General features: G+C 69.2%; 14 protein-coding genes and 2 tRNA genes. 8 read left to right on the top strand and 8 right to left on the bottom strand.

All coding sequences use genetic code 11. From position 1 onward, the window contains the following. Positions 1-3: 3 nt before the first annotated feature. Complete coding sequence (locus ACWGSM_RS02180; RefSeq protein ID WP_452321338.1) at positions 4-681, top strand: PepSY domain-containing protein; 678 nt, start codon at positions 4-6, stop codon at positions 679-681. 39 nt (positions 682-720) lie between these two features. Here ACWGSM_RS02180 and ACWGSM_RS02175 read toward each other — a convergent pair whose 3' ends face one another. Both ACWGSM_RS02175 and ACWGSM_RS02170 read right to left on the bottom strand, forming a co-directional pair. After that, positions 721-1,287: a PRC-barrel domain-containing protein gene (locus ACWGSM_RS02175; RefSeq protein ID WP_452321337.1), complete on the bottom strand. Its 567-nt coding sequence runs from the start codon at positions 1,285-1,287 to the stop codon at positions 721-723. Between the two features lie 56 nt (positions 1,288-1,343). After that, positions 1,344-1,979 carry a hypothetical protein gene (locus tag ACWGSM_RS02170; protein WP_452321336.1) on the bottom strand — a complete coding sequence of 212 codons (636 nt, stop codon included), beginning with the start codon at positions 1,977-1,979 and terminating at the stop codon, positions 1,344-1,346. Between the two features lie 209 nt (positions 1,980-2,188). Between ACWGSM_RS02170 and ACWGSM_RS02165 the strand changes: the two genes are divergently transcribed. Then, complete coding sequence (locus ACWGSM_RS02165; protein ID WP_452321335.1) at positions 2,189-3,184, top strand: pirin family protein; 996 nt, start codon at positions 2,189-2,191, stop codon at positions 3,182-3,184. Between the two features lies 1 nt (position 3,185). On the opposite strand, the gene ACWGSM_RS02160 is transcribed toward ACWGSM_RS02165, so the two are convergent. Together ACWGSM_RS02160 and ACWGSM_RS02155 are read right to left on the bottom strand one after the other, a co-directional pair. Beyond that, positions 3,186-3,536, bottom strand: coding sequence for a GNAT family N-acetyltransferase (locus ACWGSM_RS02160; protein ID WP_452321334.1), 351 nt, complete (start codon positions 3,534-3,536; stop codon positions 3,186-3,188). Further along, positions 3,533-4,006 (bottom strand): carboxymuconolactone decarboxylase family protein, encoded by a 474-nt coding sequence (locus ACWGSM_RS02155; RefSeq protein WP_452321333.1) that lies wholly within the window; start codon positions 4,004-4,006, stop codon positions 3,533-3,535. Before ACWGSM_RS02155 ends, ACWGSM_RS02160 begins: the two co-directional genes overlap by 4 nt. A 174-nt stretch (positions 4,007-4,180) precedes the next feature. On the opposite strand from ACWGSM_RS02155, the gene msrA reads away from it, so the two are divergent. Continuing rightward, positions 4,181-4,738 carry a peptide-methionine (S)-S-oxide reductase MsrA gene (msrA, locus tag ACWGSM_RS02150; RefSeq protein ID WP_452321332.1) on the top strand — a complete coding sequence of 186 codons (558 nt, stop codon included), beginning with the start codon at positions 4,181-4,183 and terminating at the stop codon, positions 4,736-4,738. An 87-nt stretch (positions 4,739-4,825) separates the two neighbouring features. Further along, positions 4,826-6,166: an APC family permease gene (locus tag ACWGSM_RS02145; RefSeq protein WP_452321331.1), complete on the top strand. Its 1,341-nt coding sequence runs from the start codon at positions 4,826-4,828 to the stop codon at positions 6,164-6,166. An 11-nt stretch (positions 6,167-6,177) separates the two neighbouring features. On the opposite strand, the gene ACWGSM_RS02140 is transcribed toward ACWGSM_RS02145, so the two are convergent. After that, positions 6,178-6,642, bottom strand: coding sequence for an Lrp/AsnC family transcriptional regulator (locus tag ACWGSM_RS02140; RefSeq protein ID WP_452321330.1), 465 nt, complete (start codon positions 6,640-6,642; stop codon positions 6,178-6,180). Between the two features lie 139 nt (positions 6,643-6,781). Between ACWGSM_RS02140 and ACWGSM_RS02135 the strand changes: the two genes are divergently transcribed. Beyond that, complete coding sequence (locus ACWGSM_RS02135; RefSeq protein ID WP_452321329.1) at positions 6,782-7,972, top strand: trans-sulfuration enzyme family protein; 1,191 nt, start codon at positions 6,782-6,784, stop codon at positions 7,970-7,972. A 25-nt stretch (positions 7,973-7,997) separates the two neighbouring features. Here the strand turns inward: ACWGSM_RS02135 and ACWGSM_RS02130 are convergent, their stop codons facing one another. Beyond that, positions 7,998-8,906, bottom strand: a complete 909-nt coding sequence (locus tag ACWGSM_RS02130) for an SDR family oxidoreductase (protein WP_452321328.1) — start codon at positions 8,904-8,906, stop codon at positions 7,998-8,000. 123 nt (positions 8,907-9,029) lie between these two features. On the opposite strand from ACWGSM_RS02130, the gene pepN reads away from it, so the two are divergent. Continuing rightward, positions 9,030-11,531 (top strand): aminopeptidase N, encoded by a 2,502-nt coding sequence (pepN, locus tag ACWGSM_RS02125; protein ID WP_452321327.1) that lies wholly within the window; start codon positions 9,030-9,032, stop codon positions 11,529-11,531. A gap of 1 nt (position 11,532) precedes the next feature. On the opposite strand, the gene ACWGSM_RS02120 is transcribed toward pepN, so the two are convergent. Then, positions 11,533-12,171, bottom strand: coding sequence for an MBL fold metallo-hydrolase (locus tag ACWGSM_RS02120; RefSeq protein ID WP_452321326.1), 639 nt, complete (start codon positions 12,169-12,171; stop codon positions 11,533-11,535). Positions 12,172-12,317: 146 nt separating this feature from the next. Between ACWGSM_RS02120 and ACWGSM_RS02115 the strand changes: the two genes are divergently transcribed. Together ACWGSM_RS02115 and ACWGSM_RS02110 are read left to right on the top strand one after the other, a co-directional pair. After that, a tRNA-Glu gene (locus tag ACWGSM_RS02115) sits at positions 12,318-12,390 on the top strand. 139 nt (positions 12,391-12,529) lie between these two features. After that, positions 12,530-12,602: transfer RNA gene (locus ACWGSM_RS02110), tRNA-Glu, on the top strand. A gap of 56 nt (positions 12,603-12,658) precedes the next feature. On the opposite strand, the gene ACWGSM_RS02105 is transcribed toward ACWGSM_RS02110, so the two are convergent. Continuing rightward, positions 12,659-13,465 (bottom strand): SDR family oxidoreductase, encoded by an 807-nt coding sequence (locus ACWGSM_RS02105; RefSeq protein WP_452321325.1) that lies wholly within the window; start codon positions 13,463-13,465, stop codon positions 12,659-12,661. Positions 13,466-13,480: the final 15 nt, after the last annotated feature.

Genomic DNA, 13,480 nt, shown 5'->3' with positions numbered 1-13,480 from the left:
CACATGAACAAGAACGGCAGACGACAGGAGAACCAGATGTTCCGCCCAACCCTGCACCTCAGCACCCGCACGACTTTCGCCCGCACCGGCATCGGTGTCTGCGCCGTCGCTCTCGCACTCGGGATGGCTGGATGCACCCCGCAGAGTGCCACGCCGTCGCCGTCCGGCTCGGCCGCCAGCGGCCCATCCCAGAGCAGCGGGGAGCCGGCTGCTCCGAGCGGATCGGCGAGCGCGGCGGCCGGAGCCGACATCGACCTGCGGGAGACGCAGCTTCCGATCAGCGCCGAGGACGCGGTGAAGACCGCGATGGACGCCGTCGGCGCCGGATTCATGCACAGCATCGAACTCGACTACGACGAACGCGACGCGGCCTGGGAGTGGGAGGTGAAGATCCTCGACGGCACCACCGATCATGAGATCGAGATCGATGCGAGCAGCGGCGAGATCGTCTCGCAGAAGAAGGACACCACGGACGACCAGGAGAAGGAGTTCAGCCTGGACGACCCGATGAGCTACGACGAGGCGCTCGATCTGGCCACCGCGAAGGTGGACGGGCCGCTGCGCGGATGGAAGCTCGAATGGGACGACGGACGCCGTGAGTACCAGTTCGACCTCATGCAGGGTTCCGATGAGGTGGAGGTCACCGTCGACGCCGACACGGGCGAGGTCATCCTCGATTGATCGACGGCGCGGGTGCAGAACCAGCCCGCGCCGTGGCGCTCACTCCTGGTCGCGGCGCAGCTGATCAGCTCCGAGATCACGTGACTGGTCTGCTGTCCGCTCATCCGCGATCACGTACCTGTGGATGCGGATCCGCTTGCGTGGAGGGCGCTGGTCGTGCACGACGATGGGATCGCCCGTCAGAGGGTCGTCTCGGCTCGTGACCCGGTCGTCCGCCCGCTGACGCGCATCGTCGTAGCCGGAGCCGTCCACTCCTGAGTCGTCCACTCCTGAGTGGTCGTCCGAGGCCTCGGTGTCGCCACCCTCGTAATAGTGCTGGATGCGGTCGATGTCTTCGTCGGTCAGGCTGCCGTCGGCATCGATGCGAGGGGCGTTCTTGACCGTGTCCTTGTCGTACTCGACGTGAAGTGCCTCTCCGTCGAAGTCCGCGTCACGCAGCGGCACGAACGACTCCGACATGCCGAACCAGCCGGTGGTGACGCCGACGAACAGCGGCTGACCGCCGTCCGGATCGACGTACACGTGCTTCACCGTGCCGATCTTCGACCCATCGGCGTCGACGACATCGGCGTCGAACAGACTGTTGATCTTGTGTGATTCGATCATGAGGTTGCCTTACTGTCGGGTGGCGGCGGAGGCGGTTGGCCTCTGCCGCCGACGGTTCACCGTCCGAGTCCTGTGCGGTCCACCCGGCGGTGGTAGCGCATGCCGCCGATGCCACCGAGAATCGCGCCGCCCAGGCTGACGAGAGCCACGACGATCGCGGTGATGATGCCGGTGACCGTCAGATCGCCCTCATCGATCGGGATCCGCGGGAAGCTGTTCAGCTGACCGAGGACGTTGAACTGCGCACCGGCCACCGCGGCGACGATGGCGACCACGACCGCGATGACGATCGCCCAGATCCATACGGCCAGTCCCTGCTTGGCGCCCGAGAACCGTGCCATCCGGCCGGCCACGTAGCCGCCGCAGTAGTAGGCGACGAACAGCACGACCGCCAGCGCGATCGCGCCGACGATGGTGACCGTCTGGGCATTCGCGCCGACCTTATCCGCGGCATCCTCGACGTCGCCTTCCGTGACACCGAGGCCGAGACCGGCACCGACCGCGCTCAGGAGCGCCGTCAGCAGAACCGCCGTCCCGGTCGCGGTGAGCCAGCCGAAGAGGGCCGAGCCCCACTTGAACCCTCCGAACCGCTCCTGCTCGCGTCCCAGAACCTCTTCGCGGTGTGTGGGTCCTCGCTCGGCCGAGACCGCTGCGGGCTCATGGCCACGAGGATCCGAATTCGATGTGCTCATCTCGACTCCTGACGTCGGGCGGGCGGAGCGGATCGCGCCCACGTGATCTTCAGAGTGGGCTCTACGGCCCGCGAAAAGGAGGGGGTTGACCTCGCGACGTCAGAGGTGCCATCCATCGCGGCTGTGTCGTCGGGCACGGGCGGATCCGCAAGGTTGACGGCTACGCTGACGTCATCCCGCATGCCGTCGCAACAGCCCGAGGAGCCGCGATGACCAATCTCGAGAAGGATCCGCCGCTGAGCGTTCTCGGTCCTGGTGAGCCGTGCACGTCGGTCGAGGTGCTCGCGCCGCGTGAGGTTCCGCTCGGCGGTATCCGGGCGATGACGGTCTACCGCACCCTGCCGCAGAGACGCCGATCGCTGGTCGGGGCGTGGTGCTTTCTCGATCACTACGGCCCCGACGACGTCGCCGAGACGGGCGGCATGGAGGTGCCGCGGCATCCGCACACCGGACTCGCGACGGTGTCGTGGCTGTTCACCGGCCGCATCGACCATCTCGATTCGAACGGGGTCGCCGCGGCGGTCCTGCCGGGAGAGCTGAATCTGATGATCGCGGGCCAGGGGATCACCCACCAGGAGATCAGCACGCCCGAGACGACCGTGCTGCACGGGGTGCAGCTCTGGTACGCACTGCCGGATGCCACCAGGTTCACTGAGCACGCGTTCGCGCACTACGCGCCCGAGGCCGTCGAACTCGCCGGGGCGACCGCACGGGTGTTCATCGGATCGCTGCTCGGATCGACCTCCCCGGTCGACACCCGCACCCCCGACATGCTCGGCGCCGAGCTGACCCTCGAGCCCGGCGCGCGGGTGACGCTGCCGGTGCGCCGTGACTTCGAGCACGCCGCTCTCGCCGAGACCGGATCGATCGTCGTGAACGGCGCTCCGGTGCAGCACCGCGAACTCGGCTACGTGCCCACCGGCGCAGACACCATGATGATCGACGCGGGAGCGGACGGCGCGCGCGTCATCCTGCTCGGCGGTCTGCCGCTCGGTGAGCAGATCGTGATGTGGTGGAACTTCATCGGGCGCAGTCATGACGAGATCGAGGAGTTCCGCCGCCGCTACCAGGCAGAGCTGGGCTTCGCGCCGGTCGATCCTCGCGACGAGGGCAAGCCGGCGCTGTTCGGCCCGTTCCGCGAGGACCAGCTCGCTCCGCTGCCCGCGCCGCCGCTGCCGACCGTGCGGCTGCGCCCGCGCGACTGACTCAGCCCTGCCGGGCCCGGATCGCCGCGTTGTGCTCGCGGCGACGCTCGACGACGTGCGATTGATACTCCGGATGCTTGGACAGCCACGCCGCGACGTACTCGCAGACCGGCACGATGCTCTTCCCCGCGGCGATCACGTCGTCGACGACGGCCCGCACCAGCGTCGACGCCAGCCCCTGCCCGCTGTACTCCTCCGACACCTCAGTGTGGTGCAGCACCCGATCGCCGCCCACATCGACGTAAGACTCCTCGCCGATCTCCCTCGCCTGGTTGCCGTCGTCGCCGCGGTCGATCAGCACATACCGGGACTCGGCGGGCACATCCCGGATCTCGAAGCGCACGTCTGTCATGACAGCACCGTGCCGTCATCGCCGCGAGGACGCACCGGGTGCTCGCTGAGGATGGAGATGCGGTTGAACATGTTGATGGTCAGAGCGACCCATTCGGCGGCGGCGAACGCCTCGTCTCCGAGAACGGCACGTGCGCCCGAGAGATCCGCCTTCGCCTCCTCGGTGAGAGGCATGCGCGTCGCGGCTTCCGTGACCGCGAGCACGGCCGCCTCGCGCTCGGAGTACAGCGACGTCTCTCGCCATGCGGGAAGCATGTCGATCTTCTGCTGGGGGATGCCCGCGCCGCGGGCCTCGCGGGTGTGCAGATCGAGACAGAACGCGCACGCGTTGATCTGCGAGGCGCGCACCTTGATGTACTCGCTCTCCTGCAGCGAGAGCCCTTTGCGCTCGGCCTCGCTCGCCACGGCCTGGGAGTACTCTCCGGCGGCCTTCCAGACGTCAGGTGCGGACTTGTCGAGATAGGGACGCATTTCTCTCCTCGGATGCGGTGACCGGCCGGGAAGCGGCTCTGAGCACCAACCTAGACTGTGCGCGCCGCATTCCCGGCGGATCGGCTCCGGTGACCGGCCCTCCCGCCGCGGAGCGGAGGCAGAATGGAAGACCGGCGACAGGCGACCCCTGTCACGACACACGAGGAGACACACATGACCAGCGGAGCACACGACACCGGAGAGATCACCCGCCGCGACGGGGCCGAGACGGCCGTGCTCGCCGGCGGATGCTTCTGGGGCATGGAGGATCTCGTGCGCCGTCAGCCGGGCGTGCTCGCGACGCGCGTCGGCTACACCGGCGGTGAGAACGACCACCCGACCTACCGCAACCACCCAGGGCACGCCGAGGCGCTCGAGATCGTCTACGACCCCGCAGAGACGACGTACCGCGACATCCTCGCCTTCTTCTTCCAGATCCACGACCCGTCGACCCTGAACCGCCAGGGCAACGACATCGGCAGCAGCTACCGCTCGGCGATCTTCCCGCTCGACGCGGAGCAGGAGCGCGTCGCGCGCGAGACCATCGCCGACGTCGACGCCTCGGGTCTGTGGCCCGCCCCCGCGGTCACCACCATCGAACCGGCCGGTCCGTTCTGGGAGGCCGAGCCCGAGCATCAGGACTACCTGGTGCGCCACCCGAACGGATACACGTGCCACTTCCCGCGTGCGGGGTGGGTGCTGCCGCGCCGGGAGGCGGACGCGACGGCCTGATTCGAGCAGCGGCGGGCACGTACCGGCTGGGTCACCCGAGTGTCAAGGCGGGTGCGCCCTCGATCGCCGCCCTCTAGCGTCGGCAGAATGGAAACCGCCGAGAACCCACCCCGCCTGCGTCGAGCGATCAGCGGGCCGATGCTGTTCGCGTTCATCCTCGGTGACGTGCTCGGAGCCGGAATCTACGCCCTCATGGGCGTGCTCTCCGAGAGCGCGGGCGGCATGTTGTGGGCGCCGCTGATCGTGGCCCTGCTGCTCGCGCTACTCACCGCGGGATCCTACGCAGAGCTGGTGACCAAGTATCCTCGGGCCGGGGGAGCAGCGGTGTTCGCCGAGCGCGCCTTCCGCAGCCCCCTGCTGTCGTTCCTGGTCGGGTTCAGCATGCTCGCCGCGGGCGTCGTCAGCGCGGCCGGTCTCGCCATCGCCTTCTCGGGCGACTACCTGGCCACCTTCATCGATGTGCCGGTGATCCCCGCGGCGATGGTGTTCCTCGTTCTGGTCGGACTGCTCAACGCCAGGGGCATCCGGGAATCGATGGGCACGAATCTGGTGATGACGGCCATCGAGCTCTCGGGGCTCGTGATCGTCATCGTCGTGGTCGCGATGTTCGTCGGCGGGGGCGGGGGAGACCTCGGCCGGGCGACCCAGCTGCCCGACGGCGTCGGCGTGGCGGGCGCCGTGCTGGGCGGTGCGATCGTCGCCTACTATTCGTTCGTCGGATTCGAGACCTCGGCGAATGTGATCGAAGAGGTCAAGCGACCCAGCCGCGTGTACCCGCGGGCGCTGTTCGGCGCGCTGGTCACCGCCGGCATCGTGTACGTGCTCGTCGGAGTCGCCAGTGCTGCCGCGCTGCCGACCGACGAGCTGCAGGAGTCGACCGGACCGCTGCTCGCCGTCGTCGAGGCGACCGGGGTCAGCGTTCCGTCGTGGCTGTTCAGCCTCATCGCCCTGATCGCGGTGGCCAACGGCGCTCTGCTCACCATGATCATGGCCAGCCGGCTCGCGTTCGGCATGGCCGAGCAGGGTCTGCTGCCCTCGCCGCTCGGGCGCGTGCTGCCCCGCCGGCGCACGCCGTGGGTGGCGATCGTGTCGACCACGGTCGTGGCCATGCTGCTGACCCTCGTGGGCGACCTCGCGACGCTCGCGGAGACGGTCGTGCTGCTGCTTCTTCTGGTCTTCATCAGCGCGAACGTGTCGGTGCTCGTGCTGCGTCGCGACAAGGTGCAGCATGAGCACTTCCGGGTGTGGACGTTCGTGCCCGTGCTGGGGGTGATCTCGTGCCTCGTGCTGCTCAGCCAGCAGCGACCGATGGTCTGGCTGTTCGCGGCGATCCTGCTGGCCGTCGGCGTGGTCCTGTGGCTCGGCACCCGTCGCTTCGCCGGGCAGCCTGTCTCCGACCGGTCCGACGAGGTCACGACGGAGCGCTGAGCCTCAGGGCCTCAGGGCCTCGGGGGCCGGGGCACGACACCGGCTCCGTCGCGCAGCTCGAACACCAGCTGCGTCTCCGTCGCCCTGACGATGTCGTGCACCGTGATGCGCTCGAGCACGATGTCGCGCAGTGCGGCGGAGTCGGCGACGGCGACGTGCACGAGGAAGTCATCGGCTCCGGCGATGTGGAAGACCTGCAGCACTCCTCGCGTCGCGGCGAGGGCATCGAAGAGGGCCTCGACGCCGTCCCTGCTGTGATTGCCCAGCCGTACGCGGATCATCGCCTGCACGGGAGCTCCGATGCTGGCCGCATCCACCTGCAGTCGGGAGCCGGTGATCACGCCGCGGTTGCGCAGCGCCCTCATCCGGAAAGCGCAGGTGGATGCAGGGATGCCCAGCGCCTGAGCCAGATCCTTGATGGGCGTCTGCGGCTCGTCGATCAGCGCTGCCAGGATGCGCAGATCGAGTTCGTCCACGACGCCCTGCTGTGCTGGTGCCAAGGTTGCCCTCCCGAGATCGGCGGTGACTTGCTCAGGAAACAACATACGCACGCGCGATGGCCGCTTGCGACAACCCGGCTGGACTGCGCTGAACGAGAAGAGCAGGATCGAGGGCATGTCCGACATGCCGCTGCACCCCGACACCGTTGCCGTCCACGCTGGCCGCGCCGACTTCGGCGCCCTCGGTGTCCACGCCGCCCCGATCGATCTTTCGTCGACGAACCCGCTGCCCGACATCCTGCACGGCGGCGACTCGTACGAGTCGATGGCCACCGGAGGCCACCCGCTGCCCGACGGCGGCAACGTGTACGCCCGGCTGTGGAACCCCACGGTTGCACGCTTCGAAGAGGCGCTCTCCGAGCTCGAGCACTCCGAGGCGTCCGTCGCCTTCGGCTCCGGGATGGCGGCGATGACCGCGGCGATCCTCGCGCACACCACCGCGGTCGGCAAGCGGCACATCGTGGCCGTGCGACCGCTCTATGGCGGCACCGATCACCTGCTCGACTCCGGACTGCTGGGGGCGGAGGTGACGTTCTGCCATGAGCACGAGGTGTCAGCGAGCATCCGCCCCGACACCGGCATGGTCGTGCTCGAGACCCCTGCGAACCCCACGCTCGACCTCGTCGACATCGCCGCCGTCGTGGCGCAGTCCGACGGCATCCCGGTGCTCGTCGACAACACGTTCGCGACGCCGCTGCTGCAGAATCCGCTCGACCTCGGCGCGGCCATGTCGATGCACAGCGCGACGAAGTACATCGGCGGCCACGGCGACGTCATCGCCGGCGTCATCTCGTGCAGCGAGAGCACCGCCGAAGCGCTCCGCCGGGTGCGAGCCATCACGGGTGCTCTGCTGCACCCGCTGGGCGCCTATCTGCTGCACCGCGGCCTCGCTACGCTCCCCATGCGCATCCAGGCGCAGCAGAGCTCGGCTCGCGCGCTCGCCCTCGCGCTGCAGCAGAACCCTGCGGTCAGCGAGGTGCTCTACCCCGAGTTCGATGACGAGCGCGGCCTCATCGGCCGGCAGATGCGCGGCGGGGGAGCGATGATCTCCATCCGGCTCTCCGGCGGGTACGCCGCCGCCGAAGCGCTCACCGGAGCGGTGCGGCTGTTCACCCATGCCGTCTCGCTCGGCGGAGTCGACTCGCTGATCCAGCATCCCGCCGCTCTCACCCACCGCCCGGTCGCACCGGAGGCGCGCCCGGGAGCCGACGTGGTGCGACTGTCCATCGGGCTCGAGAACGCCGACGACCTGCTCGCCGACCTCGAGCAGGCGCTCGCGAAGGCGCCGGTGCGCACCACGGCGTGATCCGCACCGGCGACATCGCGCGTGCTCAAGGCGTGGGCATGCCGCCGTTCACGTTCAGGGTCTCGCCCAGCACGTAGCTCGACTCCGGCGAGGTGAGGAACACGTAGGCCGGGGCGAGCTCGGTGGGTTGACCGGCGCGACCGATCGGCGTGCTCTTGCCGAACTCGGGCAGAGCGTCCTTCGGCTGCCCGTCAGACACCTGCAGGGGTGTCCAGATCGGGCCGGGCGCCACGGCGTTCACGCGGATGCCCTTCGCCGCGACCTGCTGGGCGAGGCCCTTGGTGAAGTTGTTGATCGCCGCCTTCGTCGAGGCGTAGTCCAGCAGGTGCGGTGACGGCTCGTACGCCTGGATCGACGTGGTGTTCACGATGGTCGATCCGGCGGGCATGTGCGTCAGAGCCGCCTGGGAGATGCGGAACATCGCGATGATGTTCGTCGTGAACGTCTCGGTCACCTGCTCGTCGCCGAGGTCGGCGATGTCCTCGACGGCGATCTGCTTGCCGGCGTTGTTCACCAGCGCGTCCAGCCCACCGAGCGCCTGCACCGCGTTCTCGACGAGCTCGGCGCAGAAGTCGCGGTCGGTGAGATCTCCTGGAAACAGGAACGCCCGGCGACCGCAGTCCTCGATCACCGACTTCACGTGCTGTGCATCCTCCTCCTCCTCCGGCAGGTACGACAGGGCGATGTCCGCGCCTTCGCGGGCGAACGCGATGGCCACCGCCGATCCGATCCCGGAGTCGGAGCCGGTGATCAGGGCACGACGCCCCTCGAGCCGCCCGGTGCCGCGGTAGGACCGCTCGCCCCGGTCGGCCTTCGGTTCCAGCTCTTCGTCAAGACCCGGCTCGGGCTGATCCTGCTTCGGCGGGGAGATGGAGGGGAAGCGATCCACGGGGTTCTGGAAGGTCAGCTGGTCGTTGGTGCTCTCGTCGGTCATGTCAGCTCCTTTTCGCGTAGGCGTGCCCGAGCCACGCTCGCGCCACCCGCGTCCGACGGGAAGGGGGTTGCACCGAGGGCGCCGGGCACTGCGGGAGCCTCGTCGACGTGACACGATGGACGGATGAGCTCTGCCAACCTGTCTCGCGACGAGACCTCCCGCCGTGCAGCGTCGATCACGCTGCACGAGGTGCGCGTCGAACTCGACCTCGCCGGTGCCCCCGAGCGCGCCCGCACCGGATTCCCGACCGCGACGACGCTGACGTTCGACGCGAACCAGGCGGAGACCTGGTTGGACTTCATCGGCGAGTCCGTCGACCGTGTCACGGTCGACGGAGACGAGCGGGAGGTGCGCTGGGACGGCGCCCGCATCCTGCTCGACGGTCTCGGCGGCTCGCATGTCGTGCGCGTCGAGGGCGTCGCGGCGTACAGCCGCTCGGGAGAGGGCATGCATCGCTTCCATGACCCGGTCGACGGCGAGACGTATCTGTACACGCAGTACGAGCCGGCCGATTCCCGTCGGGTCATGGCGTGCTTCGAGCAGCCGGATCTGAAAGCCGCGTACACGTTCCGGGTGGTCGCTCCCGCCGGCTGGCATGTGCTGTCGAACCAGTCGCCCGCGCACGTGACACCGGGCATCGGCGTGCAGACGGTGGAGTTCGCGCCCACCCTGCCCATCTCGAGCTTCATCACCTCCGTCGCCGCAGGCCCCTACGCCCGGATCGACGGCGAGTGGGCGCGCGGCGACCAGCGGATCGGCCTCGGTGTGCTGTGCCGGGCATCGCTCGCCGAGCACCTCGAGGCCGACGAGATCCTCGAGGTCACCCGGCAGGGCCTGGACTTCTTCTCGGACGCCTTCGCGTACCCGTACCCGTGGGGCAAGTACGACCAGATCTTCGTGCCGGAGTACAACCTCGGCGCCATGGAGAACCCGGGACTGGTGACCTTCACCGAGGCGTACATCACCAGGGGAGCCGCGACCGACGCGCAGCGCGGGGCGCGCGCCAACACGATCCTGCACGAGATGGCCCACATGTGGTTCGGCGATCTCGTCACCATGCGCTGGTGGGACGACCTGTGGCTGAAGGAGTCGTTCGCCGACTACATGGGCACGCACGCGTCGGCCGCGGCCACGCGCTTCACGGATGCGTGGGCGCGTTTCGCGAACAGCCGCAAGACGTGGGCGTACCGGCAGGACCAGCTGCCGACCACCCACCCGATCGTCGCCGACATCCCCGATCTCGAAGCCGCGAAGCTGAACTTCGACGGCATCACCTACGCCAAGGGCGCGTCGGTGCTGAAGCAGCTCGTCGCGTTCGTCGGTGAGGATGCCTTCTTCGAGGGCGCCCGGCGCTACTTCGCCGCGCACGCGTTCGGAAACACCACCCTCGACGACCTGCTCGACCAGCTCGAGGGGGCATCCGGCCAGCCGCTGCGCGACTGGTCGCGCTCGTGGCTCGAGACCAGCGGGGTCTCGGCTCTCTGGCTCGAGACGGATGCCGACGGCAGGCGTGTCATCGTGCAGGACAGCGGTGACGTCGCCCCCCGCCCGCACCGGCTGCGCGTCGGGCTGTACGACCGCGTCGACGAGGCGCTCGCGCTGCGCGAGCGCATCGAGCTGACCGTCGAGCAGGAGCGCACCGAGGTCGAGATCCCGGATGCCGACCTCATCCTGCTCAACGACGACGACCTCACCTACGCCAAGGTGCGACTCGACGAGCGTTCGCTCGGCACCGTCGCCGCTTCGTTGTCGACCCTGTCGGACGAGCTGGCGCGGGGCCTCATCTGGTCGTCGCTCTGGAACGCGACGCGTGACGGCGAGCTCGCGGCGACCCGCTACCTCGACATCGTGCGCACGCATGCACCGGCCGAGCCGAACGTCGCACTGCTGAGCGCGACACTGGCGAATGCCGCCTTCGCGATCGAGCACTATGTCGTCGACGACGAGCGTGCAGAGCGGCGCCGCTCCTGGGTCGACTCGACCTGGTCGGCCCTGCAGGATGCCGATTCCGGCAGCGACGCTCAGCTGTCGTGGGCCCGCGCCTTCGCCGCGGCCTCGTCGTTCGATGACTCCCGCGCCGCCGGCGTGCGGGCCATCCTCGACGGTGATGCCCCGCAGGGGCTCCCGATCGACGCCGATCTGCGCTGGCTGCTGCTGACCGCTCTGGCTGCGACCGGGCATGCCGATGCAGCGGCGATCGCCGCCGAGCGTGCCGCCGACGACACGGCGGCCGGTCGGACCGCTGAGATCCGCGCCCTGGCATCGCGCCCCGTCGCGGCGACGCGCGCCGGGGCGTGGGACTCGGCCTGGAGCGATCTCAGCCTGAGCAACGACCACCTCGACGCGACCATCTCCGGCTTCCGCGCCGGTGGACGCCGCGATCTCATCGCCGGTTTCGACGTGGAGTACTTCACCCGGATCCGGGATGCCTGGGCCGAGCGCAGCATCGAGCTCGCGCAGCGTCTCGTGCGCGGTCTGTTCCCTGCGACAGAGAGCACGGATCTTGTGGATGCCTGGCTCGAGCAGAACGCCGACGCGCCGGGCGCGCTGCGGCGTCTGGTGATCGAATCGCGTGACGATCTCGCACGCGATCTGCGGGTGCGGGCGGCCCAGCCCGGGCTCTGAGTCAGACGTCCAGGCTCTGGGTGGGATCGAGTTCGAAGAACGTCCCGCCACCCTGCTCCGTCGCCCACTGCAGGCGCTGACGGTGCATGGTGCGCCCGACGGTCGACAGAGTCATGTCGTGGGTGCCGAAGCAGCGGCGAGGCGCGACGGCGAGAACGAAGTCCATCGCCTCGCCGATCTTCAGCCACGGCGCGCCGAGGGGAGCGGCGAGCGTGTTCACCTCGACGCCCTCGGGGGCCGCGTAGGAGTCTCCGGGGTAGTACAGCTCATCGTCCACGAGGACGCCGAGATTCTCGATCTGCGGGATGCTCTCGTGGATCACCGCATGCGCGCCGCCGAAGAATCGCAGGGTGAACTCGCCTGCCGTCACCTCGTCGCCCGGCGCCACGACGGTGATGTCGTGGTCGGGCGCGTCGGCGGCCACGCCCGGCGTGCTGAAGACGGGGATGCCGGGAGCCGCGCGACGAACCCTGTCGAGGTGCGCCGCGGTCCAGTGATCGGGATGCTCGTGCGTGATGACGACCGCCACCACGCCGCCGAGGTCGTCGAGCGGAGTGGTGAACGACCCCGGGTCGATCAGGAGGGTCTCGCCGCCCGCGTCGACTCGCAGTGCCGCGTGCTCGTACTTCGTGATGCGCATGACGGAAGTCAACTCTTCCGGGTGCGACTCGGCAAGCCGGGCGACGCGACACGCCCGTGACGCCGCAGCTGGCGCCGTCGATTTGGAATGCTCGCACCCGCCGTGACAGACTTGCACGGTTGCCACATCGGCCCTCCGGGCCGGACGGCCCCATCGTATAGCGGCCTAGTACGCCGCCCTCTCACGGCGGTAACGCGGGTTCGAATCCCGCTGGGGTCACAGCGACACAGAAGGCCCTCCGAGTGATCGGAGGGCCTTCTGCATGTCGAGGATCGCGTCGGAAGCGACCTCCGTGCGAGGTGCGGGGCTGATTTTGTGCCCCGGATCAGTCATGGCATACTTGAACGGTTGCAGTGACGGCCCCATCGTATAGCGGCCTAGTACGCCGCCCTCTCACGGCGGTAACGCGGGTTCGAATCCCGCTGGGGTCACTGACACGATGAAGGCCCTCCGGAACCCGGAGGGCCTTCATCGCATCCGGCAGCGCTCAGCCCTCACGCCAGGAGTCGTCGGTGAGGTGCGATCCCGCCTGGGGGCCCATCTGCAGCATCCCGCCGTCCACGCTCCACTCCGCACCCGTCACGTAACTCGCCTCTGCCGAGGCGAGGAAGGCGATCACTGCCGCGACCTCCTCGGCCTTGCCCGGTCGGCCGAGCGGCACCCCGGGCCGGTGGGTGCGATCGGCGTCGGCGGACGTGCGCCCGCTCGCAGCCGTCGCGATCTCGCCGGGCGCGACGGCGTTGGCGGTGATGCCGTGCGCACCGAGCTCCTGCGCCATGGTCTTGATGAGTCCCGACAGTCCGTGCTTCGCCGCGATGTAGGCGGCCAGGCCGACACGCGGCTGGTGCGCGTGCACGCTCGTCACGGCGATGATCCGTCCACCCGTGCCGGCGGCGACCATGCGACGTGCCGCCGTCTGCATCCCGGCGAACGCCCCGTCGAGGTTCAGCGCCACCGTCTCGCGCCACTCGGGCAGGGGCACGTCGATGAACCGGCGCGACACGCTCGCCCCCGCATTGTTCACGAACACGTCGAGCCCGCCGAGCGCGTCGGCGAGATCGTCGACCACCCCCGCCACCCGGTCGAGGTCGGTCGCGTCGAAGCGCGTGACGACGGCGTTGCGGCCTCGTTCGCGCACTCCGGCCGCGGTCCGCTCGGCCCCTTCTTCGTCGCTGTGCCAGGTGATGCCGACATCCAGGCCGGCGTCAGCGAGCGCGAGCGCGGTGGCCGCTCCGATCCCGGAGTCGGATGCCGTGACGATCGCGTACCGAGGGAGGAAAGTGGTGGCTGTCATGGCCGCACGGTACCG

This window comes from Microbacterium sp. NPDC055521, from assembly GCF_053619695.1.
Note: the sequence above shows the minus strand (reverse complement) of the source record. Positions and strands in the feature narration are given on the sequence as shown.